The organism is Stenotrophomonas forensis (assembly GCF_028752115.1).
Lineage (GTDB): Bacteria > Pseudomonadota > Gammaproteobacteria > Xanthomonadales > Xanthomonadaceae > Stenotrophomonas > Stenotrophomonas forensis.
Genome location: NZ_CP082270.1, coordinates 605487 through 630041, shown reverse-complemented (window position 1 = coordinate 630041; position 24555 = coordinate 605487). Strand labels below are relative to the sequence as shown.

The 24555-nt window shown below is 69.0% G+C and carries 17 protein-coding genes; 1 reads left to right on the top strand and 16 read right to left on the bottom strand.

Translation table 11 applies throughout. From position 1 onward, the window contains the following. The first annotated feature begins 440 nt into the window (after window positions 1–440). Window positions 441–806, top strand: a complete 366-nt coding sequence (locus tag K5L94_RS02855) for a hypothetical protein (RefSeq protein WP_274511963.1) — start codon at window positions 441–443, stop codon at window positions 804–806. A gap of 22 nt (window positions 807–828) precedes the next feature. Here the strand turns inward: K5L94_RS02855 and pncB are convergent, their stop codons facing one another. The 16 genes from pncB to K5L94_RS02775 form a co-directional block, all read right to left on the bottom strand. Then, window positions 829–2010 (bottom strand): nicotinate phosphoribosyltransferase, encoded by a 1182-nt coding sequence (gene pncB, locus K5L94_RS02850; RefSeq protein WP_274511962.1) that lies wholly within the window; start codon window positions 2008–2010, stop codon window positions 829–831. Between the two features lie 108 nt (window positions 2011–2118). Further along, the gene (locus tag K5L94_RS02845; protein WP_053448762.1) at window positions 2119–2958 is read right to left on the bottom strand and encodes a glycosyltransferase family 2 protein; all 840 of its coding nucleotides are present in this window, start codon (window positions 2956–2958) and stop codon (window positions 2119–2121) included. Then, the gene (locus tag K5L94_RS02840; protein ID WP_197605671.1) at window positions 2955–3806 is read right to left on the bottom strand and encodes a glycosyltransferase family 2 protein; all 852 of its coding nucleotides are present in this window, start codon (window positions 3804–3806) and stop codon (window positions 2955–2957) included. The genes K5L94_RS02845 and K5L94_RS02840 overlap by 4 nt, the downstream gene beginning before the upstream one ends. Window positions 3807–4484: 678 nt before the next feature. Then, window positions 4485–6689 (bottom strand): type II secretion system secretin GspD, encoded by a 2205-nt coding sequence (gspD, locus tag K5L94_RS02835; protein ID WP_053448761.1) that lies wholly within the window; start codon window positions 6687–6689, stop codon window positions 4485–4487. Window positions 6690–6698: 9 nt separating this feature from the next. Continuing rightward, complete coding sequence (locus K5L94_RS02830) at window positions 6699–7484, bottom strand: general secretion pathway protein GspN (protein ID WP_274511961.1); 786 nt, start codon at window positions 7482–7484, stop codon at window positions 6699–6701. Continuing rightward, entirely contained in the window at window positions 7474–8187 is a 714-nt protein-coding gene (gene gspM / locus K5L94_RS02825; RefSeq protein ID WP_164087850.1) for a type II secretion system protein GspM, read from the bottom strand. The genes K5L94_RS02830 and gspM overlap by 11 nt, the downstream gene beginning before the upstream one ends. Continuing rightward, a complete protein-coding gene (locus K5L94_RS02820) occupies window positions 8162–9307 on the bottom strand; it encodes a PilN domain-containing protein (RefSeq protein WP_274511960.1) in 1146 nt (381 codons plus the stop codon). The genes gspM and K5L94_RS02820 overlap by 26 nt, the downstream gene beginning before the upstream one ends. Then, entirely contained in the window at window positions 9304–10167 is an 864-nt protein-coding gene (locus tag K5L94_RS02815; protein WP_053448757.1) for a type II secretion system minor pseudopilin, read from the bottom strand. Before K5L94_RS02815 ends, K5L94_RS02820 begins: the two co-directional genes overlap by 4 nt. Beyond that, on the bottom strand, window positions 10164–10796 hold the full coding sequence (locus K5L94_RS02810) for a type II secretion system protein J (RefSeq protein ID WP_049456875.1): 633 nt from the start codon (window positions 10794–10796) through the stop codon (window positions 10164–10166). The genes K5L94_RS02815 and K5L94_RS02810 overlap by 4 nt, the downstream gene beginning before the upstream one ends. Beyond that, window positions 10793–11212, bottom strand: a complete 420-nt coding sequence (xpsI, locus tag K5L94_RS02805) for a type II secretion system protein XpsI (RefSeq protein WP_133933769.1) — start codon at window positions 11210–11212, stop codon at window positions 10793–10795. The genes K5L94_RS02810 and xpsI overlap by 4 nt, the downstream gene beginning before the upstream one ends. Continuing rightward, window positions 11209–11703, bottom strand: a complete 495-nt coding sequence (gene xpsH, locus K5L94_RS02800) for a type II secretion system protein XpsH (RefSeq protein WP_053448755.1) — start codon at window positions 11701–11703, stop codon at window positions 11209–11211. The genes xpsI and xpsH overlap by 4 nt, the downstream gene beginning before the upstream one ends. Before the next feature lie 6 nt (window positions 11704–11709). Next, the gene (gene gspG, locus K5L94_RS02795) at window positions 11710–12153 is read right to left on the bottom strand and encodes a type II secretion system major pseudopilin GspG (RefSeq protein WP_053448754.1); all 444 of its coding nucleotides are present in this window, start codon (window positions 12151–12153) and stop codon (window positions 11710–11712) included. A 49-nt stretch (window positions 12154–12202) separates the two neighbouring features. Beyond that, window positions 12203–13423 carry a type II secretion system protein XpsF gene (gene xpsF, locus K5L94_RS02790; protein WP_164087847.1) on the bottom strand — a complete coding sequence of 407 codons (1221 nt, stop codon included), beginning with the start codon at window positions 13421–13423 and terminating at the stop codon, window positions 12203–12205. Window positions 13424–13447: 24 nt separating this feature from the next. Next, window positions 13448–15169: a type II secretion system ATPase GspE gene (gene gspE, locus K5L94_RS02785; RefSeq protein ID WP_053448752.1), complete on the bottom strand. Its 1722-nt coding sequence runs from the start codon at window positions 15167–15169 to the stop codon at window positions 13448–13450. A 136-nt stretch (window positions 15170–15305) separates the two neighbouring features. After that, window positions 15306–17159, bottom strand: a complete 1854-nt coding sequence (locus tag K5L94_RS02780; protein WP_053451238.1) for a S8 family peptidase — start codon at window positions 17157–17159, stop codon at window positions 15306–15308. 158 nt (window positions 17160–17317) lie between these two features. Further along, a complete protein-coding gene (locus K5L94_RS02775; protein WP_274511959.1) occupies window positions 17318–24499 on the bottom strand; it encodes an ESPR-type extended signal peptide-containing protein in 7182 nt (2393 codons plus the stop codon). Between the last annotated feature and the right edge of the window lie 56 nt (window positions 24500–24555).

Sequence of the window (24555 nt, the reverse complement as noted above, 5' to 3'; positions counted from 1 at the left end):
CTGAAGAGATGAGAAGTAGAGGAGGAAGCAAGGAGCACTGCCGGGCTAACAAGACCCATCCTTGCGTCTCACCTGTGGCCGGACTCGGACATACCTTCCCCTGAATCCGTGACGCAAGTATAGGCACAAGTGTGATGAAAGTCTCATTATTTTTATGAACGCCAATTTATTGACGGCACAAATGTGACGTGCTAAGCGAAATGGCGCCCTGTGGGGCGTGGAGGATTTGACGCGGGCCCTGGCGGGCCGCAAACGACGTTCGATGACGTATCGAGTGACGCATCCGGCATGCAGGGAATCCGGCCTTTTTCAGGCGGAAATCAGCTTCTTTGATGTGCATCACTCTTTCTTGGTGATGGCCCTAGCAGATTCGAACTCGTCCTATTAAAGGCTGATCGAAGCTGTCGCTAACTAGGACACACCGAACCAGAGAACGTGTCATGAGGAACTCCATTCTGCTGTGCGTGGCCCTGATGTCCGTCAGTGCGCTGGCCCAGGCCAGCAGCGGCAGCATCCGTTTCAGCGGCCGCATCGCCGAGCCGGGCTGCACGACGAACCTGTCCCAGGGCGAACTGAGCCTGGCGGCCTGCCCGCCGTCGGCCAAGGGTTCGACGGTGGAAGTGACGGCGCTGGCCGATGGCCAGGCTGCGACGCTGCGCGACGGCAAGCGCCAGGGCCAGAAGCTGTCGGTGTCGGCCAGCGCGATGCGCGCCGGCGATATCGCCTTCTCCGAACGCTACCGCGTCCAGGCTTCGCAGCAGCAGCCGCTGCAGGGCGCCTATCTGGTGGTCGTCGACTACCTGTAAGCGCCCGCCCCCAACGGCGCGGTCATTCCGGCTGCGGCAGCTCGAAGACCTGGCGCAGGTAAGCCAGGTAACCCGGGTCGTCGCACATGCTCTTGCCCGGCGAATCGCTGAGCTTGGCCACCGGCTGGCCATTGCAGCGGACCATCTTGATGACGATGTTGAGCGGCGTCGGGCCCAGATCATTGGTCAGGTGGGTGCCGACGCCGAATGCGACCTGGCAGCGACCACGGAAGTAGTCGTACAGGCGCATCACCTTGGGAATGTCGAGCCCATCGCTGAACACCAGCACCTTGCTGCGCGGATCGACGCGGCGCTGCTGGAAGTGCGCCAGCATGCGGTCGCCCCAGTCGAACGGATCGCCCGAATCATGGCGGACGCCGTCGAACAGCTTGCAGAAGTACATGTCGAAGTCGCGCAGGAACGCGTCCAGGCCGACCACGTCGGACAGCGCGATGCCGAGGTCGCCGCGGTACTCGCGCGCCCACGATTCCAGTGCCGCCACCTGTGAGTCGCGCAGGCGCGGGCCCAGCGCCTGGAACGCCTGCAGGTACTCATGGGCCATGGTGCCGTGCGGGGTCATGCCGTACAGCCGGGCGAAGTGAACGTTGCTGGTGCCGACCAGCTGCGGGCCAAGGGCATCGCGCAGCAACGGCAGCAGGCGCGCGTGCCAGTCAAGCGAGTAGCGGCGGCGGCTGCCGTAGTCGGCAATGCGGCATTGCTCGAAGCCGGGGGTATCGCGCAGCAGCGCGGCCTTGGCCTGCAGCCGGCGCTCGCCCTCGGCGAAGTCGGCCGTGGTGGTGTTGCGGAACCAGACTTCGTTGATGATCGCCAGCAGCGGCACTTCGAACAGGATGGTGTGCAGCCACGGGCCGGTGATGTCCAGCTCGATCTCGCCAGGCACCGCCTTCGACGCGCGCAGCTGGATGTACTTGCGGTCGAGATGGAACAGGCCGAGGAAATCGGCGAAGTCCGGCTTTACGAAGCGCAGGCCCCGCATGTAGTCCAGCTCTGCGTCACTGAAGCGCAGGGTGCACAGGTGGTCGATCTCTTCGTCGATCTGGTCGATGTAGCGGGCCAGGTCGATGCCGGGGGTGCGGCACTTGAACCGGTACTGCACCTGGGCGCCGGGATGCTGATGGAGCACCGCCTGCATCATGGTGAACTTGTACAGGTCGGTGTCGAGCAGGGACTGGATGATAGGCATGGGGCGGATTATGCGCCCGCCCGGGTGAACCGGGGCGCCTGCCCCCCCGTCTGTAGAGCCGAGCCATGCTCGGCTGGATCGTTGCCTGAGCCGAGCGTGGGCGCGCCTCTACAGCGACCTGCGCAGCAGGCGCGGCACCAGCATCAGCGCATGCGCCCAGATCGCCGCCCATACCGCAGCGCGCACCGGCAGCGGGCGCTGCTTCGCCTCGAATTTCTGGAAGTAGCGCCACAGGCCCTTGTGCTTGTGCCATTCGACGAAGAACGGCCGCGAGCGGCTGGAGACACCGCGCACGTGGGTCACCTGCAGATCGTTGGCGATGGCCACCACCGCGCCGGCCTCGCGCGCACGGCGGCACAGGTCCAGGTCTTCGGCATGCAGGCGGTAGCCCGCATCCCAACCGCCGATGCGGTCGAACAGGACGCGCGGCATCATCAGCAACGCACCGGACAGCGCCGGCACCCGCTGCAGGGCCTGGTGCGGATCGCGCGGCACCGCCAGTTTCGAACCCCGGCCGGGCGACCGCAGCATCAACAGGAAATCGGGATCGCGGCGGCGTACCGCCTCGTCGGCCTGGCCATGCTCGTCCAGCTGCTCGACGCCGAGCAGGCAATCGCCCAGCGCCTCGGCACGGCGGCGCAGCTCGGCCAGGGTATCCGCTTCGACCATCAGGTCCGGGTTGATGAAGGCCAGCCACGGGCTGGCCGAGTCGGCCACGCCCTGGTTGTTGGCGGCAGCAAAACCGGGATTGTCCGGATTGCCGACGAAACGCACGCGGGCATCATGGCTGGCATGCCGCTGCACGATGTCCAGCGTGCCATCCAGCGAACCATTGTCGATCACCCGGATCTCGGCCACATCCTGCGCCTGGCGCAGGCGCGAGAGGCAGGCATCGATGGTGCTGCCACTCTGGTAGGTGACGACGATGGCGGCAATGGCAACATTCAAACGGGTGGCTCCGGCGCGGGCGGGACGAACAGGTCGCCCTGTTCGCGCGGCATTATCGCCTGCTGCATGCGCTGTTGCAGATCGGCACGCAGTCCATGCAGCGGATCATGCATCAGGAAGTCGGCCAGCCGCGGCACCCAGCCCGGCCAGCGCGCGGCCAGCGCTTCAAGATCACCGTCGCGGCTGATCGCCTCCCCTGCCCGGCTGACGAAGGCGGTCTCGCACAGCACGTTGCGCCATCCCAGCCCGGCCATGCGCAGGCTGAGATCGACCAGTGCGGCGTTCCAGCCGGCGTAGCTGTCCACGTCCAGGCCACCGGCGCGACGGCGCGCATTGCCGCGCACCAGTACCGCATGGGTGACCGCCGAAGGCAGTTCCGGATGCAGCGTCGGCAGTGTGGCACAGGTGTGCGCCAGCACGGCCGGGTCCTGGGGTTCGGGATTGATCTCGCCCAGCCGAGGCCAGGCCGCCGTTTCCCCGGCATTGCACCACGGTGTCGCGGTGGCGATGGCGGCATCGCGGGCGAAGGCGTCCTGCAGCTGCTGAAGCCAGCCCGGCGCCGGCACGCTGTCCGGTGCCAGCACCGCTACGTCCAGGCCATCGCAGGCCCGCAGCATTTCATCAAGGTGGGCGACTTCGCCCAGTGGCCGTGCACGCCGGGTGTATTCAGCCTGCAGCGGCGTATGTGCCAACCAGTGCTCCACCACCGCCTGCGCGCGCGGACCGGTCTGCGCATCGTCGGCCAGCCAGACCGCGGTACCCGGTGCGGTGCCGGCATCCAGCGCCGCCAGGCAGCGGTCGAGCGCAGCGTCGTCCACGCACAGCGGCAACAACACGATCGCCCCCATCCCGCCTCCGTGGTTGTCGGTGCCCACAGCCTAGCACTGGCAGGGTATCGGCCGGGTTGCACCCGGCACCTGCAGAGGCCAGAGCCGAAGCAAGAGCCAGAGCGGGTTCCTGGGGTTGGCGGGGTGGGTCCGGTTGCGGGGGACGCCGTAAACCCCCCTCCGGGGTCCGGCCCAGCCGCTGGCGGCTGTGCGTTCGGGCGCTTGCGAAGCAGTGCTTCGCAAGCAAAGCGCCCTCACCCTTGTAGGCTCGGTCGCCGCATCCATGCGGCTCACGCCCCCGCAACCGGACCCACCCCGCCTTCGACAGATTTCTGCGACCTGTCGGGCCTTGCTTTCTGTAGAGCCGAGCCATGCTCGGCTCAGATCTCACAGATATCAAAATATTCGATTTCGATGGAGAGTCATCCACGCATCGCGTGGATCTACGTGTCGACCAAGGTCGACACCTACCCACGGCCGCAGGAAATTGTCAGAGGCGGGGCGGTGTCGGATTGCGGGGTGTCCGCGGCATGGATGCCGCGGCCAAGCCCCCAGGGATGGGTTTACGGCGTCCCCGCAATCCGACACCGCCCCGCCATCCCTCAGTAGCCCGCCGTTGCTGTTGCTGTTGCTGTTGCTGTTGCTGTTGCTCCAGCTTCGGCCTCTGCGGGTGCCGGGCGCCGCCCGGCCGCAAACCCCTTACTTCTTCGCGCGCGGCTGGTTCAGCGGCTCCATCGCCCGGAAGCGCTGGCTGTACTCGTCGGTCAGGTTGCGCGATTCCTGGGCGTTGCGGACGATGGTCGGGGTCAGCAGCACGATCACTTCCGAACGACGGCTGGTGCGGGTCTTCTGCCCGAACAACGCACCGACCACCGGGATCTTGCTCAGGCCCGGGATGCCGCTGCTGCCATCGGTGGCCGAATCGGTGATCAGGCCGGCCAGCATGATGGTGTCGCCGCTCTGTACCGCCGCTTCGGTGGACAGCTTCTTGGTCGAGATGCGCGGGTTGCAGTTGCGCTCGGTCGGGTTGCAGGTCTCCGGCACGTCCGAGGCACTGCTGACTTCCTGCACGATGTCCAGGAACACCGTGCCATCACGGGTCACCCGCGGGCGCACCTTGAGGATCACGCCGGTATCGATGTACTGCACCGAGCTATAGCTGCTGGTGCCCACGCCGGTGTTCACCGTGGTGGTGTTGATCGGCACCTTGTCGCCGACATTGAGCGTGGCCTCGGCGTTGTTGCGCACGAACACCGAAGGCGTCTGCAGCAGGCGCACATCGGTGACCTTGTCCAGCGCGCTCACCACCGCCGCGCCGTTGTGGCCGGTGAACGCCCAGCCCAGGCCATCGGCGCCGGTCACCGCGCCCGCGAAGCTGCTCCAGGAACCGCCGGCTGCGGCCGGCAGGGTCACGCCGCCCAATGCGCCGGTCAGTTTCTGCCCGAGCACCGCATTGTCGAAGAACCAGTTGACGCCGTACTTCAGGTCGCCGGTCAGCGCGACCTCGGCCACCTGCGCTTCGATGTGCACCTGCAGTGGCATCACGTCCAGCTTCTCGATCACTTCGCGGATCGAGCGCCAGGCCTGCGGGGTCGAGCGCACCAGCAGGGTGTTGGTTTCCTCCACCGCCGACACGCCCACGCGGTCGCCTTCCACTTCCAGGCTGACGCTGACATTGCCGGACTGGCGCTGCGGCAGGTTCATGCTGCCGTTGTTGCTGCCCCCGGTGCTGCTGCCGGAGGTCGAGCCGAAGTTGCTGCTGCCGTTGCTGCTGTCCATGCCACGGTCGCCGTCGCTGCCCAGCTGCGACGGAATCGCGCCGGGTGCCAACGATGCCGGGCTGGAGCCGCCGCGGTTGCCGCTGCTGGCGAAGGCTTCACCGAGACGTTCGGCCAGGTCGCGCGCCTTGATGTAGCGCAGTTCATAGGAGAACAGGCGGGCGCTGCCACCGGCGGTGTCGATGCGGTCCAGCCACTGCTGGATCTGGTCCAGGTAGCGCACCTGCGGGGTGATCACCAGCACGGCATTGGCATTCTCCAGCGGCAGGAAGCGGAACATGCCCGCGCTGGGGGTCTTGCTCTCCTCGCCGAACACCTTTTCCAGGTCGGCGGCGACCTGCTCGGCCTTGCCCGACTGGATCGGGAACACGCCCACCGACATGCCCGACAGCCAGTCGACGTCGAAGATCTCGACCGTGCGCATATAGTTTTCCAGCTCGGCGCGGGTACCGCCGAGCGTGATCACGTTGCGGCCGCTGTCGACGTTGACGATGGCGTTGGGCCGCGCATACGGCTCCAGCACCTTCTTCATCTCGCTGGCGGAGATGAACTGCAGCGGGATCACCCGCACTTCGAAGCCGCGCGCGCTGGCCGCCGGCGCGGTGCTGGGCGCAACGGTTCCGGCCAGCGCCTGGTCGGCGGCGACGATGTTGTAGCGGCCGCCGCTGTACACCATGCGCGCGTTGTTCCAGCCCAGCACCATTTCCAGCAGGTTCAATGCCTGTGCCGGCGACACCGGCTTGGGCGTGGCCAGCGTGACCGTGCCCTGCACCCCCGGTGCGATCACGTAGTTCTGGCCCAGCATGTCACCCAGGATGGCCTTGACCACCGCATGCACCGACTCGCCTTCGAAGTTGAAGGTCGCCTCGCCGGTACTGGCCCCGTGCAGTGCCGGTGCCGGTGCGCGTGCCGCTTCGCGGTTGATCATGGTGCCGGTGCCGCGACGGATCACCGCCTGCGGGGCCCCCTGGGCATCACGGGCGGCATCGGCGGCGACCTCCGCGGCCTGTCCGGCCTCGGTGGTGGATGTCAGGTTGCCCTTGCGCTGCACGTGCGGCGCGGACACGGTGCTGCAGCCGACCAGCAGCGCGAGGGCAAAGGACCAGGGAAGAAAACGCAGGCTCATGCATTCACTCTATCGGTTGGTGCCATCGCCTGGGGGCGGCGACGGTTGTTGCTGCTGTTGTTGCTGCAGCTGGCGGCGACGGGCCTGGATGCGTTCGCGGATGGCCTGCATCTGCGCTTCGCTGGGGCCGTTGTTGTTGGCAGGCGGTGTAGCGGCCGCTGGCGGCACGCTGCCGGCCGGTTGCGGCTGTGGCTGCGCACTTGCCGCAGCAGGCGGCGGCGCGGGCGGGGCACCGGCCGGCGGCGGTACCACGATCGCACCGGCCGGCGGCGCACCGTTGGCGCCACGCAGTACGGTGGGTGGTTCACCGCCCTGGCCATTGAACACGGCCAGCTCCAGTACCTGGCTGCCACCGGGGCCGATCACCGTGGCCCGGCGCGGTTCCAGCGCCACCAGCTGCCAGCCATCCACCGCATCGCCGTTGAGGCGCAGCCGCACCGAGCGGTTCTGTTCGGTGGTGAAGGTGGCCATGCTGAAATTGCCGGTCAACAGCACGCCGGTCAGGCGCAGGGCCGCGCTGGCGGCTGGCTCGCTGCCACCGAGCAGGTAGGGCCGCGGCCTGCGGTCTTCGGCGAACAGCGGGCGTTCGCCGATCGCGCTGTAGCTGTCTGCGCTGGCCATGCGCTCGGCGGCCAAGGCTGGCAGCGCCGGCAACGACGGCGCTGCATCCGCATCGCCGTCGGCGCCCGGCAACTGGCTGCCAAGGCCGAAGCCGGTGGCCAGCCAGATCGCCGCCGCCCAACCCGCCAACGCCAGCAGGAAGCCGGTGCGCAGGCTGATCTGCTCAAGTTTCATCGGCCACCTCCTGCCCCTCGGCCGGCGCCGCCGGGGCGGGCGCCGCGGCCGCCGGGGACGGCTGCGGCTGCGCGGCCGGTTCGGTCGCCGGGGCCGGCGTGGCCGCATCGGTCGCCGCACCCGGCAACAGATAGCCCGCCAGTTCGAATGACACATCCAGGCCCAGGCCGGATTCATTCGGTGACTGCTGGAAGCGCTGCGCGATCAGGTTGAGGTTGTCGACGAACAGGCGCGGGCTGCCGGTCTCCAGGCTGTGCAGCACCGTGGCCAGTTCGGCGACGCCACAGCGCAGGCGCACCTGCATGGCGACGCGCACGAACTCGGCATCGCGCCGGTTGTCGGTCAGCGGCGTACGGTTGCTGATGGTGCAGCTGCGGTTGCCCGGGCTGGCCATCGCCACCGCATCCTGCAGCTTCGCGCCCAGCGCGGCAGCGGCGGCTTCGGCGGTGGCTTCATGCAGGAAACCGGGGCGCTGCTGCAACGCTTCGCGGGTGGCGCGCAGGCGCTGTTCGATCTGCGGCTGCTGCTGCAGCTGCGCCTGCACGCGCGCCTCGCGCTCGCGCAGTGCCGCGACATCAGCATCGATCTCGCGCAGGGGCTGGGTGAACCACGGGTGCACCAGCAACAGGTAGGCCAGGCCCAGCACTGCCAGCAGCAGTGCCAGTGCCAGCCAGCGGTCACGGCGTGCGCTTGGCATCGGCATCGGCCGCCTCCCGGGTCGGGGCAGCCGCCGGCAACGGCCGCAGTTCCGCGGTCATGGTGAAACGATCACGGCCACTGGCAGCGCCGTCGGCCTGCAATACACCGGTCAGATTGACCTTGCGCCACTGCGGTGCGTCCTGCAGCAGCTGCACCAGCTGCGAGGCTTCGCGGCTGAGCCCGATCAGCTGCAGGTTGTTGTTCTCGATGGCGAGCTTTTCCAGATAGGTGCCCTCCGGCAGGCGCCGGGTCAACTCGGTCCAGATGTCGACCGTGCCAGCACGCTGGCTGCGCTGCTTTTCCAGGAACGCGGCACCGTCGATCAGCGCCTGCAGCTGCGCGCGCTCACTGGCTACGCTGCGCGCACTGCGCGCGCTGCGTTCCACCTGGGCACGCAGTTCGTCGGCCGCTGCGCGTCGGTTGTCCAGCAGTTGCAGGCCGGCAAGCACCAGCATCACCACGGCAGCCACACCCAGCAGCAGGTTCCAGCGCCGCATCGGATCTGCCTGCAGCTGGCGCTGCGCGGGCGGCAGCAGGTTCACCTGCAGCGTGTTGCCCTGCGCGTCGATGGCATCTACACCGGCCAACGCATCGGCCCAGGGGCCCACGCTGCCGCGCCAGGCGTCCAGCTGGCGCAGCGGCCAGGCCACCAGTTCGACCTGCAGCTGGCCCTCGCCTGCCGCTCCGAGCTCGCGCACGTCATAGCTGACCTGGCTGGATTCGAACGGCGTCTGGCGGTCGATCTCGAAGCCGACCACCGCACGCAGGCGGTCGGCGGCGGCGGCCGGCAACCGCAGATGGCGACGCAGCACATCGCTGGCAGGCAGCAGCCACACGCGCGGCAGGCTGCGCAGGCGTGCTTCCAGGACCCGGTCCAGCTCGGCCGGCGACAGTGGCCACGGCAGCCGCGCCACGGACTCTCGGCGCTCACCGGCCTCGCGCCAGACCTGCAGCTGGTCGCCCTCACGCTGCAGCAGCAGGCGTGCCTGCGCCCAACCCAGCGCCCACTGCCAACGAACCGGTACCCATGCCAGCAACGACTGCCGCCACCAGCGCAGGAAACGGCCGGCGCCAGGACCGATCCGGCCCTGCACCTGTCGCAGACTGTCCTGCCACGCCGTCATCTTGCTGTCATTCCCTGCTCCCAGCGAAGCACTGTGTAGGTCCGCCCGGGAACCCCGCCCGAGCCGTTGCGTACCACTGCCTGCAGCACTGAGCGGCGTCCACTGCCGTCGGTGACACGGGACTCGATACTATAGGTGCCACTGCTGCTGGCAAGCGTTGACGCACCCGCAGCGGAATCGGCGTCACGCTCCTGCTGGGCGCGCTGGGCCAGCAGGGTGTCCGCATCCAGGCCCAATGCGGTCAGCACCGGCGCGCTGGCAAACTGCGGATCCGGCCGCGACTGGCGGCTGTACAGGGTCAGGTGCGGAAGCATGGCCCGGTACAGCGGACCGCGCATGCCCAGCACCCGCTGCAGCTCGCCCAGGGTCTCGAAACGTCTGTTGCGCGGGCCGTAAGGCAGCCCCGCCGCGGCGTAGTCGGGCGCCTCGGCGCCGCCGCCGGGCTGCAGCAGGCTGTCTTCGTCACGCCAGTCGACGATGGCCCCGGCCAGCTGCCGGGCACTGCCGTCTTCCTCGCCCAGCGCCTTCAGGAACGCCTCCAGCAGTGCCACGTCGGCCAGGTTCAGATTGATCTTGCCGTTCTCGTCGAGCACCGTGATCTCGATGTTGGCGTCATCGAACTGCCAGCGGTACGTGCGGCCGTCGGCGCGCCAGGGTGCCCGCTGCGGGTCGGCGGACAGGCGCATCAGCGCATATTCCATGCCCGCGCGCGCGCGTTCCTGGCCCCGCGCGTCGCCATCGAGCACCTGCTGCTGCAGATGCTCGACGCGCGCGCTCAGTGCGAACGCACCCACCAGCGCCGTCATCAGCGCGATCAGCCACAGCACCAGCACCAGCGCCGCGCCCCGCACCCGGTTCATCGCGCACCTCCGCTGCCACCGGCGCGCGGCGCCACCACCAGCGCCGGCCAGGGCGTGCCCTTGGCCGGCACGATCTGGATCTCCACCAGCATCGGCAGGCGCCGCGTGTCGTCCCAGCGTGGCATCCAGTCGGTCACCTGGCCGGTGCTGGCATCGATGCCGCGGTAGCGCAGCTGCACCGACTTCAGGTTGTCCACCAGCACCTCCGGCGGACGCGGCGGGTTTTCGGCGATGTGCTCGCCTTCCTGCAGCAGCACCAGGTCCAGCAGCAGGCGCTGCTGGCCGCTGCGGCCTTCCACCTGCAGCGCGTGCAGGTAGGCACCGCCGCGGCCGAGGTAGCCCGGCAGATCGGCCGCGAACAGCATGCGCTGCTCTTCGCCCTGGAAGAAGATCGGCTCGCGGGTAGGGTCCGGCGCTTCCAGCGGCGTACGCAGCGCCGCGGACAGCTGCCGCCGCAACAGCGCTTCCACCGCACGCATGCGCTCGCTCTCGGCGGCGATCTGCTCGCCGCGCTGGCTGACCGCCATCGCCGAGCGCACGCTGGCGAACGCCAGCGCCAGGCCCCCGGCCAGCAGCACCGTCGCCAGCATCACTTCCACCAGGGTGAAGCCTGCGGCGCCGCGCTTCATCGCGCGTTCTCCAGGTCCGGCGGCAACAGGCGCAGGCTGCGCCAACGAAGCTGCTCGCGTTCGCTGTCGCCCCAGCGCACCTGCAGCTGCAGTTCGGCCAGCCACGGCATTCCCGGTGCCTGCGTTTGCGCCTGGTTGCCGGCTCGCGGCTCCACCCACGGCTGCACCTGCAGTTCCCAGTGGTAGCGCCCCTGCTCCCAGTCACCCTGCTGGCTGCCGACCTGCAACGGCGAGGCCACGCCGGCTTCGGCCAGCAGCGACTGCGCATGCAGCACCGCACGCGTACGCACCTCGGCCTCGCGCACCTGCTTCGCACCACCGGAGAGGCTTCCCAGCAGCAGGGTCAGCGCCAACCCGAGCAGGGCGAAGGCGATGATCACTTCCAGCAGGGTGAAGCCACGTGCGCTGCGCTTCATTGTTCCCGCCAGGGGCCGGAACGGACTTCGCCGGTCAACCAGCCGACATCGATGCGCCATTCGGCAGCGTCGCGCTGCAGGCGAATGCGGCCACCGCTGGAACCGCCATCCGGATGGAACTCGATCACGCCCTGCCCCGGCGCGGTGGCCAGCTGCGCGGCGCCTTCGAACTGCACCTGCAGCTGTGGCGGCACTTCACCCACACGCTGGTTGGCACCTTCCCAGCGACGTCGCGCCGGTTCGATGACGAAGCGCTGCGGCTCGCCGCGGGCGATCGCCTGCGCGCGCACCATGCGCAGCTGGTTGGCGATGTCCTTGCCGGCGCTGCGCAGCTGCATGCCTGAAAAACCCCGCGACAGCCCGGCGGCGGTGATCAGCCCGATGGCCGCGATCAGCGCGATCACCAGCAGCATTTCCAGCAGCGACAGTCCCGCCGCGCGCCTGCCGTGCAGGCGCGGGCGTGGCAGCCGGCGCGGCAGGAAATACGTCATGCAGGATCAGGGCTGGTAGCGGATGTCGGCGTCGACGCTGCTGCCGCCGGCCTTGCCGTCCTTGCCAAGGCTGACCAGTTCGTAGGGCTGGCCTTCGCCCGGCGCGCGGTATTCCAGCGCATGGCCCCACGGGTCGTTCAGGTCGGCCGGCTTGGCATACGGCCCCAGCCAGCCGCCGATGCCGGCCGGTGCGGTCACCAGGTCGTTGAGCGATCCCGGCAGCTTGCCGGTGTCGATCTGGTAATTGTCGATCTTGGACGCGACGGTCTGCACCTGGGCCTTGGCGATGTTGGCCTTGCCGCGATCGGCGCCGCCGAGCACGCGGCTGGCGACCAGGGTCAGCACCGCGCCGATCAGCACGATGACGATGATGATTTCCAGCAGGCTCATGCCCGACTGGTTGCGCGCGGCAGTGAAGGAAAGGCGGATCGGTCGACGGGAAGCAATCATGGTCGGTCCTTTCGGTTGCGGAGTGTCGGGGTTGCGTAGGGATCCATCGTCAACCGATGGCATTGGTCAGGTCATACAGCGGCACCAGCACCGCCACGATCACCGCACCGACCACCGAGGCCAGCACCAGGGTGATCGCCGGCACCATCGCCGCCAGCAGCCGGTCGATGCGCCGGGCGCTGTCCTGTTCAAACGTATCGGCGGCCTTCAGCAGCATGGTATCGAGCGCACCGGATTCCTCGCCGACCTGGATCATCTGCAGGGCCAGGCGCGGGAAGCGCTTGCCGCGTGACAGCGCCAGCGACAGGCCGGCACCATTCTTCACTTCATCGGCCGCCGCTTCGACATCGGCGGCCAGCGCACGGTTGCCCAGCACGTTGCGGGCGATGCCCAGCGCACCCAGCAGCGGCACGCCATTGCGCAGCAGCGTGCCCAGCGTGCGCGCAAGCCGTGCGGTTTCCAGTTCACCCAGCAGGCGGCCGATGCCGCGCCGCTTCAGCAGCCAGCCATCCAAGGCCAAGCGGAAGGCCGGTTGCCGGGCCTTGCGTTCGAAGAACAGCGCCAGCACGGCCGGCACCACCAGCAGCAGCACCCACCAGTCGCGCACGAACAAGCCCAGTTGCAGCACCGCGTTGGTGAACCACGGCAGCGCCACATCCAGGCTTTCGTACATCTGCGCGAACTGCGGCACCACGTAGCCGAGCAGGAACAACAGCGCGCCACCTACCACCACCAGCAGGATCGCCGGATAGACCAGCGCATTGATCACCTTGCCCTGCAGCGCGCGGCTGCGTTCCAGGTAATCGGCCAGGCGTTGCAGGGTTTCATGCAGGCTGCCGCCGGCTTCGCCGGCACGCACCATGTTCACGTACAGGCGCGAAAACAGGCCGTGCTGGCGTTCCAGCGCGGTGGACAGCGGCGCACCGCCGCGCACCACGTCGCGGATGTCGGTGATGGCGCGACGCGAACGTTCATCCTCGGGCAACCCCAGCAGGATCGACAGCGCGCGGTCCAGCGGCTGGCCGGCACCGAGCAGGGTCGCCAGCTGCTGGGTGAACTGCAGCAGCGCGGCGCCCTGCAGCGGGCGCTGGCGCAGCAGGTTGCGCCAGCTGCTGCCACCGATCGCGCCACCATCGGCCAACTGCGTTTCCATCGGCAGGTGGCCCTGGTCCTGCAGGCGCGCGACCAGTTCGGCCTCGCTGGCCGCTTCCATCTGCCCGTCGAAGATCTCGCCGTGCGGATTGAGTGCCCTGTAGCGATAGGTCGGCATGTCAGCCCCGGCGTCCTGCGCGCATCAGCTTTCCTCGGTCACGCGCAGCACTTCCTCGATGGTGGTCTGCCCGCTCAGCGCCTTGGACAGGCCATCTTCGTACATGGTGCGCATGCCGGCTTCGCGCGCGATGCGCTCGATCTCGCCCATGCCATCACGGCGCATCACCGCCCGCCGCAGCGCATCGTTCATCACCAGGAATTCCATGATGGTGGTGCGGCCGAGGTAACCGGTCGGCGCCAGCGCCGAGGGCCTGGGGCGGAACAGGTGGATCGGGCCTTCGGGCTGCAGGCGGCGCAGCTCGAAGCGTTCGATCTCTTCCGGCGAGGCTGCGTAGCGCTCGGCGTGGGTCGGCTCCAGCCGGCGCACCAGGCGCTGGGCCAGGATGCCGTTGATGGTGGAGGTGAGCAGGTAGTCTTCCACGCCCATGTCGAGCAGGCGGGTGATGCCGCCGGCCGCATTGTTGGTGTGCAGGGTGGACAGCACCAGGTGGCCGGTCAGCGCCGACTGGATGGCGATGCGCGCGGTTTCCAGATCGCGCATTTCGCCGATCATGATGATGTCCGGGTCCTGGCGCACGATGCTGCGCAGGGCGTTGGCGAAATCCAGGCCGATCTGCGGCTTGGCCTGGATCTGGTTGATGCCCTCGATCTGGTACTCCACCGGATCTTCGACGGTGATGATCTTGACGTCGGCGGTGTTGAGCTGGCTGAGCGCGGTGTACAGCGTGGTGGTCTTGCCTGAACCGGTCGGGCCGGTGACCAGCAGGATGCCGTGCGGTTGTTCCAGCACCTTGCGGAACTGCGGCAGGAAGGCATCGGTAAAGCCGAGCCGATGGAAATCGAATACCACCGTTTCACGGTCGAGCAGGCGCATCACCACGCTCTCGCCATGCGCGGTCGGTACGGTGCTTACGCGCAGGTCCAGTTCCTTGCCCTGCACGCGCAACATGATGCGGCCGTCCTGCGGCAGGCGGCGTTCGGCGATGTTGAGCCGGGCCATGATCTTGATGCGGCTGATCACCGCTGCGGTCAGGTTGGCCGGCGGGCTTTCGCCCTCCACCAGCACGCCATCGACGCGGTAACGCACCTTGAGCCGGCTTTCGAAGGGTTCGACGTGGATGTCCGAAGCACGCAGTTCCACCGCACGCTGGATCACCAGGTTGACCAGGCGGATCACCGGCGCTTCCGAGGCAAGATCGCGCAGGTGCTCGATGTCGTCGACCGCGCCGCCCTCGCCGTCGGCGGTTTCCACGATCGCGCCCATCGCACTGCGGCCCTGGCCGAACCAGCGTTCGACCAGATCGTCGATCTCCGCGCGCATGCCCAGCACCGGCGTCACCGGAACCCCCAGCGCCAGCTGCACGGCCTGCTGCGGGTAGGCGTCGTGGGCGTCGGCCAGCCACAGGCGGACGCCCTGTTCATTCAATTCCAGCGGGCATACGTGGAACTGCTTCAGGAAACGCAGCGACAGCGGCAGGCCGTCGGCCAACGCCTGCGGCGGGGCTTCGGGTACCTGCTTGCCCTCCAGCAGCGGCAGGCCCAGCACCTCGGCGCTGGCCTGCGCCTGGTCGCGCTCGGAAACCAGCCCCAACCGCACCAGCAGGCCGAGCAGGCTGCCGCCGGCTTCGGCATGCAGCGGCCGCGCGCGCGCCAGGTCTCCTTCCTTGAGCCGGCCACGCGCCAGCAGCGCATCCAGGATGCGGCCTTCGGCGTCGTCGGTAACGGTTGCGGCGAGCGCGTTCACGTGACTCTCCTGTCAATCGCTCCGACTTTAGCAGTTAAGCCGTGATTTCCGCCGCCCCTCGGCCACCTTTCGTAAAAAGACGAAGCCCGTCACACAGGATGACGGGCCTCGGCCATTCAACTACGTCGGCAGGTGTTTACTGCGTGGCAAGGATGCTCACGCCGTTGTACGCCGCCTCGCCTACCACCTTGATGTAGTAGGTGCCGGCGGCCGGTGCCGTCACCCGCACCGTTTCCGAGGTGCCCGGGCGGGTCGAACGCGCATCGTTGTCGGTGGCACTCGGCTCGCGGCCCTGCGCCAGGTAGACCGAGACGTTGCCGGTACCGCCGTAGGTGATGACGCTGAGCTGCTTGCCGGCCACGGCCTCGAAGCTGTACAGCCTGCTGCTGGCGGCAGCGCCATTCAGGCCACCGACCGCCGCCTTGTTGGTCAAAGGCGTCGCCACCGGCCCGCAGTTTTCGGTGCACGGTTCTTCCAGTGCCTTGGCCAGCGCAGCCTTGGCGTCAAGGATGCCGGTACCGATCGGGGTCGCTGCCGGAATGGCGACCGGGAACGGACGCGCGGTTTCCTTCAGCAGGGTGCGCATCGCGGCCGGGGTCAGCGGATCCTTGCCCTTGGCGATCAGCGCGCTCTGCACCAGTGCGGCAACGGCTGCCACATGCGGCGAGGCCATCGAGGTACCGCCCATCCCCATGTAGCCCGGCGTGCCCGACTCCGGCGTGGTCGCTGCATTGGAACCGGTCTGCCAGATGTAGCCCCCCGGGTTGCCGTCGACACTGCCGCCGCCACCCGGACCGGACAGGTCCACGCGGGTGCCGTAGTTCGAGTAATAGGTGATGCCGCCGGTGATGCGGGTCGCGCCCACGGTCACCACGCCTTCGCAGCTGGCCGGCCGGTACTTGGATGCGTTGTCGGTCTCGTTGCCGGCGGCCACCACCACCGTGGTACCGCGCGAGATGGCGCCGTTGATCGCGTCCTGATAGGTGCTGCCGCAGGCGCCGCTGCCGCCCAGGCTCATGTTGATGATCTCGGCCGGGTTGGTGTTGGCCGGGATGCCCGATACGGTGCCGCCGGATGCCCACACCACGGCGTCGGCGATGTCGGACAGGTAACCGCCACACTTGCCCAGCACGCGCACCGGAAGCACCTTGGCCTTGTAGGCGACACCGGCCATGCCGACCCCGTTGTTGGTCTGCTCGGCCACGGTGCCGGCGACGTGCGTGCCGTGCCAGGAACTGTCCTCGGCCAGCGAGCCGTTGTAACACTCGTTATCGTTTTCGACCCAGTCGCCATAGTCCTGCGCACCGGGTACGCGATCATTGGTCGGGCGGCGCGAGGTCTCCGCGTCGCTGATGAAGTCGTAGCCTTCCAGCAGGTTGCCGACCAGGTCCGGATGCTGCGGCAGGATGCCGGTGTCGATCACCGCCACCACGATGCCCTCGCCCTGCGAAACGTCCCACGCCGCCGGTGCGTTGATGCCGCCGACCGCGTTGTGCAGGTGCCACTGGTTCTGCTGGTAGAAGGGATCGTTGGGCACCAGTGCCGGCTGCACGTCGCCGGCACGCAGCTCGGTGCGGCGCAGCTTCACGTCCGCTTCGGCGTACTGAACCGACGGGTCGGCCTGCAGTTCCTTCAGCACGCGCTGCAGTTCGGCCGGGGCCAGGCGGCCCTGTACGCGGATCAGGTCCGCGCCGGTGGCGAGCCTGCGCACCACCTGCGGGCCCAGCGTGCTGGCGCGGGAGGTGCCGCCGGACAGGCTGGCACGGGTCAGCGCCGACTGCACGGTGGACAGCTTGGCCGAGCGGTCGCTGGCGGCGGCAGCCCCGGCCCGGTACTTGACGATGATGCGCTCGGCCCCCGGTTGGGCGGTGCTGGCCTGGCGCACCGGCTCACGGGTCGGCAACCCGGCGGCGTGGACGGCACCGACGGCCGTCATCGACAGCACGGCGGCGGCAAGCACATTGATGCGAAGGTTCTGCTTCTTGATCACGTCGAAATTCCTCTTCTGGGTCATGGATCGAACCAACACTGCGGCCATCATTCCTTGACGACTCCCGGCCGGCCCAGCCGGGATTGCCGTGACCTCCCCCCAGGCCCTCACTGCAGGTGCTGCGCCGGCGTGGGTGGCCGCCGGCGCAATGGACGGGCTTACCAGCCGAAGCCGGCACCGACGCCGACCGAGCTGTCATCGCTGCTGAAAGCACCGCCGAAGGTGACCGTGGCGCGATCGCTGATCGCACGCTGGTAACCCAGCGACAATGCCGATTCGCCCCCCTGGAAGCCGATGCCGACACCGACCCGGTTCTGGGTGCGGATACCGGCGGCACTGGTGGCCATGTTGAGCATCGCGGCGCTCATCGCGCCCTGACGGTCGATGCGGCGGTCCATGTGACGCAGGCGCCCATCGATCTCGCCCTTGAACACATCGAAGCTGTCGGCGACGGCCTGGACGCGGCTGTCGGTGTAGCTGTTGGCGGTGGCCATGCCACGGTCGAGCTGGCCCTTGTTGACCGCGTCGGTGGCCGTGGTACCGGCCGCCACGTTGGTCACCTGGCGCTCGTTGCCTTCGCTGCCCACCGACACCGTGTTGGCGCGGTCGGCGACCGAGCCCTGGCCCAGCGCCACCGCGTTCGCTGCGCTGGCATTGGCCCCCTGGCCGATGGCGGTGGACGAGGCACCACTGGCAACGGCGCCGTCTCCCATGGCAACCGCATTGAAGCCGCTCGCCGGGGTACCCACCGGAATGCCGGCACCCGCCGCAGCCGCGGTCGGCGTGCCCTGCACACGCGCGGTGCTGGCCGGTGCTGCGTCCGCCGTCACCCGTGCGTCGGCGACGCTGGCCTGCGCACCGTCCTCCAGCGGCGCACTCATCGCGCGCAGGCTGGCGGTCCCGGCGCGTGTGCCACCGGCGGTGCGACGGTCGATTTCGCTGACCTTGCGATCCAGCGCGCCCAGCGCATCGCCGACATTGCTGTAGGTGGCGCCCTGGATCACGTAGTTCGGCGCCACGAACACCCCCTGCATGCCCACGCTGGCACCGCCACCGAGGAAGCTGGCGGCGTCGCTGAGCGACTGGAACAGCTGGCCACCATTGATGGCCTGGCGGCTGCCGGCAGCGATGCTGCCCGCGCCGACGTTGTCGATGGTGGTGCCCTGGAAGCCGGACAGGGTCAGGCGGTCACGGCTGGCATCGTCGTAGCTGACCGCACTGGCTGCGGTGGTTTCGACCGTGGCGATGCGCGAATCGAAATCGCCCACGCGGGTCTCCACCGCACCGACACGCTGGTTGGTGACGTTGAGCTGCGAGCCGGTGATTGCGTCGGTGCTGCCTGCACCGATGCGGCCATCAGCCACGTTGACGATGCGGCGCGTCGCCGGGCCATCGGTGCCATTGCCGCCGCCGACCGAGACCACGTTGGCATCAAGTGCACGTGACCCTGCGCCCAGCGCCACCGAGTTGGCACCGGATGCACCGGCGCTGTTACCCAGTGCCAGCGCGCCATTGCCGATCGCCATCGCGTTGGCGCCCACGGCGTTGCTGCGTGCGCCGCTGGCACTGGCCGCCGAACCGATGGCCGTGGCATCGCTGCCGCTGGCACTGGCGGTACCACTGCCGGTGGCCTTGAGGTAGCGCGCGGTGCCGTCGGCGGTCGCCGCCACTGCATCGAGCTGGCCGCGGTTGACCGCATCGGTACGCTCGGTACCCGCAGCGACCCGGGTGATCTGGCGGTCGGTGCTGACACTGCCGACCGACACGGTGTTGGCACGATCGGCCACCGAGCCGGCACCCAGTGCGATGCTGCTGGCCGCCGTGGCGTTGGCACTGACACCCACCGCAGTGGCGTTCGCACCAGTGGCCTTGCTGCCGTAGCCGACCGCCGTACCGAGGCGACCGCTGGCTTCGGCATAGCTGCCCAGTGCCGAGGCGCCATCGGCCGACGCATTGGCGCGGAAGCCGCTGGCCTGCGACTGCGTGCCACTGGCCGTGGCCTGCGCACCGCTGGCGGTGCTGTAGGCGCCCTTGGCCTGGGCACCGGCACCGCTGGCACTGGCGCCGAGTTCGCTGGCGCTGGCACCACTGCCCACCGCCACGCTGTCCACACCACTGGCCTGTGCAGCATTGCCCAGCGCTGCGGCGTTGTTGCCGGCAGCCAGTGCATCGAAGCCGACTGCGGTGGCATTGGCGGCCATCGCGTTGGCACCGCTGCCCAGCGCGGTAGCGCCGTTGCCTATGGCGTTGGCTGCATTGCCGGCGGCCAGGGCGTTGTCACCGTCGACCAGCGCGCCGGCCTCGCCATCGGCATTGCCACTGGCCTGGAACTGGCGGCTGGTCTTGTCGGCGACCGTCGCCACTGCATCCAGCTGGCCCTTGTTCACCGCGTCGGTAGCTTCGGTGCCGGCGGCAACATGGGTCACCTGGCGTTCGCCACCGGCCTTGCCGACGGCAACGGTGTTGTCGCGGTCCGCCTTGGACCCCGCACCGAGAGCGACGCTGTTGCTGCCGTTGGCGGTGGCGTTGGCACCCAGTGCGGTGGCGCTGCTGCCCGCCGCCCACGAATTCCAGCCGATGGCGGTGGCGTAGTCTTCGGTGGCCCACGCACCTGCGCCGAATGCCGCAGCGCCAGTACCGCTGGCACGCGACGGGATCAGGCCGAAGAAGGTACTGCCGCCAATGGCGACGCTCTCCTCGCCACTGGCCTCGCTGGACTGGCCCACGGCCACCGCGCCGGTACCGGCCGCGGCCGCGCCGAAGCCGACCGCCGTGGTGTTGGCACCGCTGGCCGCCGATCCATAGCCGAGCGCGGTACCGAGGCGGCCGCTGGCTTCGGCATAGCCGCCGACAGCGGTGGTGCCATCAGCGGACGCGGCGCTGCGGAAGCCACTGGCCAGTGCCTGCGTGCCGCTGGCGTTGGACTCGGTGCCGGTTGCGGTGCTGTAGGCACCACTGGCCTGAGCACGTGCGCCGGTGGCGCTGGCACCCAGCTCGCTGGCGCTGGCGCCACTGCCCAGGGCCAGGCTGTCTTCACCGGTGGCCTGTGCGGTACTGCCCAGCGCCGCTGCGTTGTTGCCGGTGGCCAGCGCATCGATACCGACGGCCGTGGCATTGGCAGCCAGCGCATTGGCACCGCTGCCGAGTGCGGTGGCACCGTTGCCGATGGCATTGGCCGCATCACCGGCCGCCAGTGCGTTGTCGCCCTCGACCAGTGCGCCGGTTTCGCCATCGGCATTGCCGCTGGCCTGGAACTGCCTGCTGGTTTTTTCCGCAGCAGCGGCAACCGCATCGAGCTGGTTCTTGTTGACCGCGTCGTTGCCCTGCGTACCGTCGGCTACGTTGGTGATCTGGCGGGTGTTGCCGCCCCCGCCCACCGAAACGGTGTTGTCACGGTCTGCAATCGAGTCCGCACCCAGCGCCACGCTGTTGGCGCCGCGCGATTCGGCGGCGTTGCCCAACGCGGTGCTGTTGATGCCACCCGACCAGGCGCCACCACCCACCGCGGTGGAGTAGTTGCCCGAGGCCTCGGTGGCCAGCACACCGAACAACGAGCCACCGACGGCGACGCTGTTGGTACCGGTGGCCAGGCTGCCCTGGCCGGTGGCGGTGCTGTAAGCACCGGACGCTTCCGAATCGCCGCCCAGTGCCACGCTGTTGGAGCCGGAGGCATTGGCGAAGTTGCCGAACGCGGTGGCATTGAAGGCCGAAGCCTGCGCGTAGCCACCGATGGCGGTGCTGTAGCCACCGGTGGCCTCGGCGCCGATGCCGAATGCCGCCGATGCGGTACCGCTGGCCACGCTTTCGCTGCCCACGGCAGTTGCCGCATCGCCACTGGCATTGCTGAAGTAGCCCACGGCCACGGCTTCTTCGCCGGACGCTTCGGACAGCACACCGTTAGCCGTGCTGCCGGCGCCGCTGGCGATGCTGGCGGCACCGAAAGCGGCGCTCTGCTCGCCGCTGGCCTCGCTTTCCGCACCGTGCGCGGTGGCGTACTCGCCGGTGGCCTGTGCGTTGGCACCCACCGCGCTGGCGTTGGCCGCGGTCGCCAGTGCATTGAAGCCGAGTGCCTGTGCATTGTTGGCCAGTGCGTTGGCGCCGCTGCCCAGCGCGGTGGCGCCATTGCCGATGGCGTTGGCCGCATCGCCCGCCGCCAGCGCGTTGTCCCCCTCCACCAGCGCACCGGCCACATCGTCGCCGTTGCCGCTGGCCTGGAAGAAGCGGCTGGTGGTGCTGGCGGTGCTTGCCACCGCATCCAGCTGCGCCTTGTTCACTGCATCGGTGGCCTGCGTGCCAGCAGCCACGTTGGTGACCTGGCGTTCGTTGCCGGCGCTGCCGACCGACACCGTGCGTGCACGGTTGGCCACTGAACCTGCGCCCAGCGCGACGGCATTGCTGGCGCTGGCATTGCTGCCGGCGCCGAGCGCGATCGCGCTTTCACCACCGGCCACGGTGTTGGTGCCGATGGCGATGCTGTTGAGGCTGTTGCCCAGCGCCTGGAAGCCCAGCGCCACGCTGTTGTCGCCATAGCCGAAGGCGCCGCGCCCCACCGCAGTGGAACTGGCGCCGTTGGCCCAGCTGTTGTAACCGATGGAGGTTGCACCGCTGCCGCTGGCCCAGGCCGCGTTGCCGAAGGCCGAGGCGTTGGTGGCGGTGGCCCACGCGCCGGAGCCGAAGGCGCTGGCGCCACTGGCGGTTGCCCAACTGTAGCCGCCGACAGCGGTGCTGTCGTCGCTGCTGGCGAACGCACTGTCACCCACCGCCACCGCATAGGCGCCGGTCGCGCGCGACTTGCCGCCCGCGGCGAAGCTGTTGTCACCGCTGGCCCTGGCGGCACTTCCGAAGGCGTTGCTGGCGGCTCCGGTGGCCTGTGCACCGCTGCCGACCGCCGTACCGTCGGCAACGGCGGTGGTACCCACCTGCTGCGCCGTGCCGTCGGCACCGATGATCGGCTGGTTGTACTCGTCGTAGGCCTGGCCGAGGCCACCGATCGCCACGCCGCCCTTGCCGGTGGCGTTGCTGTTGCGGCCGACCGCCACGCTGTCATCACCGATCGCCGAGGCGGCAGCACCCTGTGCAACCGCGCCGGCACCGATCGCATTGCTCGACGAACCGGCAGCAACCGCGCCTTCACCTTCGGCCAGTGCGCCGGCATCGCTGCCCGCTTCCGGCTGCGCCTGGAAGAAGCGCGCGGTGCTGTCGGCGGTGCTGGCCACCGCGTCCAGCTGTGCCTTGTTCACCGCATCGGTGGCTTCGCTGCCGGCGGCAACGCTGGTGATCTGCCGTTCGTTGCCGGCACTGCCCACCGCCACGCTGTTGGCGCGCACCGCTTCGGAGTTCGCGCCGAGTGCAACACTGTTGGCGCCCCGCGCGGTGGCGTAGTAGCCCACCGCCGTGCTCTGCGCGCCGCTGGCCCAGGTCTGCGCACCGAGCGCGCTGGCGTTCTCGCCGGGTGCGTAGGCGAAGTAGCCGACCGCAGTCGCTTCGGCGCCGGAGGCTTCGGTCAGGCTGCCGTTGGCCACCGCGCGGTCGCCGCTGGCGATTGCGCCGGCACCGACCGCGGTTGCGGCTTCGCCACTGGCCTGGGTCTGCACGAAGAAGCCCAGGCCGGGAATCAGGTCGGCCGGGCCACCGATGGCCACGCTGCTGGTACCGGTGGCGTTGCTCTGCGTGCCCAGCGCGGTGGAGTAGTCACCGATGGCATTGGCGACCGCGCCGAACGCGGACGACTGCGCACCGGCGGCATACGCGCCCACGCCATAGGCCGACGCGGCGAAACCACCGGCATCGGCACTGGCGCCCACGGCGGTGCCACCGACACCGGCACTGGTGGCGCCGGTTTCCACCGGCACACCGCCACTGGTGATCAGCGGATTGCCATCGGCATCGACCGCAGCACCGCCAACGGCGACGCTGCCCGGGCCGTTGGCCTGCGCATTGTTGCCGAACGCCGCGCTGTTCTGGCCCGAGGCCAGTGCGTTGTTGCCGACGGCGGTGGCGTTCTGCGCGACGGCGGTGGCACCGGCACCCACGGCGGTGGCGCCCTTGCCAATCGCGTTGGCCGCTTCGCCTGCAGCCAGCGCCTCATCACCCTCGGCCAGCGCACCGGCATCGCTGTTGCTGCTGCCGTTGGCCTGGAAGCGCTTGGCGGTGGCATCGGCCACGGCGGCCACGTCTTTCAGCTGGCCCACGTTGACGGCATCGGTGTCTTCAGTACCGGCAGCCACGCTGGTGATCTGCCGGGTCAGGCCATACTCGGCGGCGCCGACGGACACCGTATCGACACGGTCGGCCAGCGAACCGGCGCCCAGCGCCACGCTGCCGGTCGCCACCGCCGCCGAATTGGAGCCCAGCGCGGTGCTGTATTCACCCACGGCGGTGCTGAACGCGCCGACCGCAATCGACGCTTCGTTGGCGGCGGTCGCACCACGGCCCAGCGCGGTGCTGCCCGGGCCCATCGCGACGGCACCGCCACCCACAGCGGTGGCACCATCAGCGGTGGCTTCAGACAACGCGCCGAGCGCGGTGGCCGCGCCGTTCTCGCTGGCCGCATAGGCACTGGCACCCACGGCGGTGTCGCCCAGGCCGAAGGCCGCAGCACTCTGCCCGACCACGACGCTGGCATCGCCAATGGCCAATGCGCCCTGGCCGAACGCGCTGGCGCCGATGCCGGCTGCGATGGCCTGGGTACCGATGGCAGTGGTGGCATTGGCCAGCGACTGCGCACCGGCACCGGCCGCCAATGCGCCATGCCCCTCGATCTTCGCCGCGTCGCTGTCATCGCCTGCGCCGTCGGCCTTGAAATAGCGGCTGCCGTCTGCGGCCACGTCGGCAATCGCGGCCTGCGTGGCCCGTGCCTGCGCATCGAGCTGCGCCTTGTTCACCGCATCGGTCGCCTGGGCGCCCGCCGCGACATTGGTGATCTGCCGTTCCTTGCCGGCATCACCGACGGACACGGTGTTGGCCCGCGTGGCCTTGGAACCGGCGCCCAGCGCCACGCTGTTGGCGGCACTGGCGTTGCTGTTGCTGCCAATCGCAACGGCGTTGCTGCCCTTGGCCGTGGCCGAGCCCTCGATCAGGCACTTTTCCAGCAGCTTGCCGCTGAAAGCGACGCAGGTGGCGCTGCCGCCGATCTGCACCGACTGTGCCGCGGCGGTGCCGCTCATGCCCAATCCCAATACCAGGCCCAGCGCCACTGCCAGCAATGCGGGCGTGGCTCGTGTCGCATCGCGGCGCTGGTCGACGACCCCACCGCTGCTGCTGTCGGAGGAGGCCAGTTCCGAAGCCACCACCCACTGACCCAATGCTTTGTTCCAGACCTTGCGATAAATCCGATTCATCGGTACGGCTCCTGATTGGACTGGTTTTGGGCAAAGCAACGCCACCGCTGGGCTTT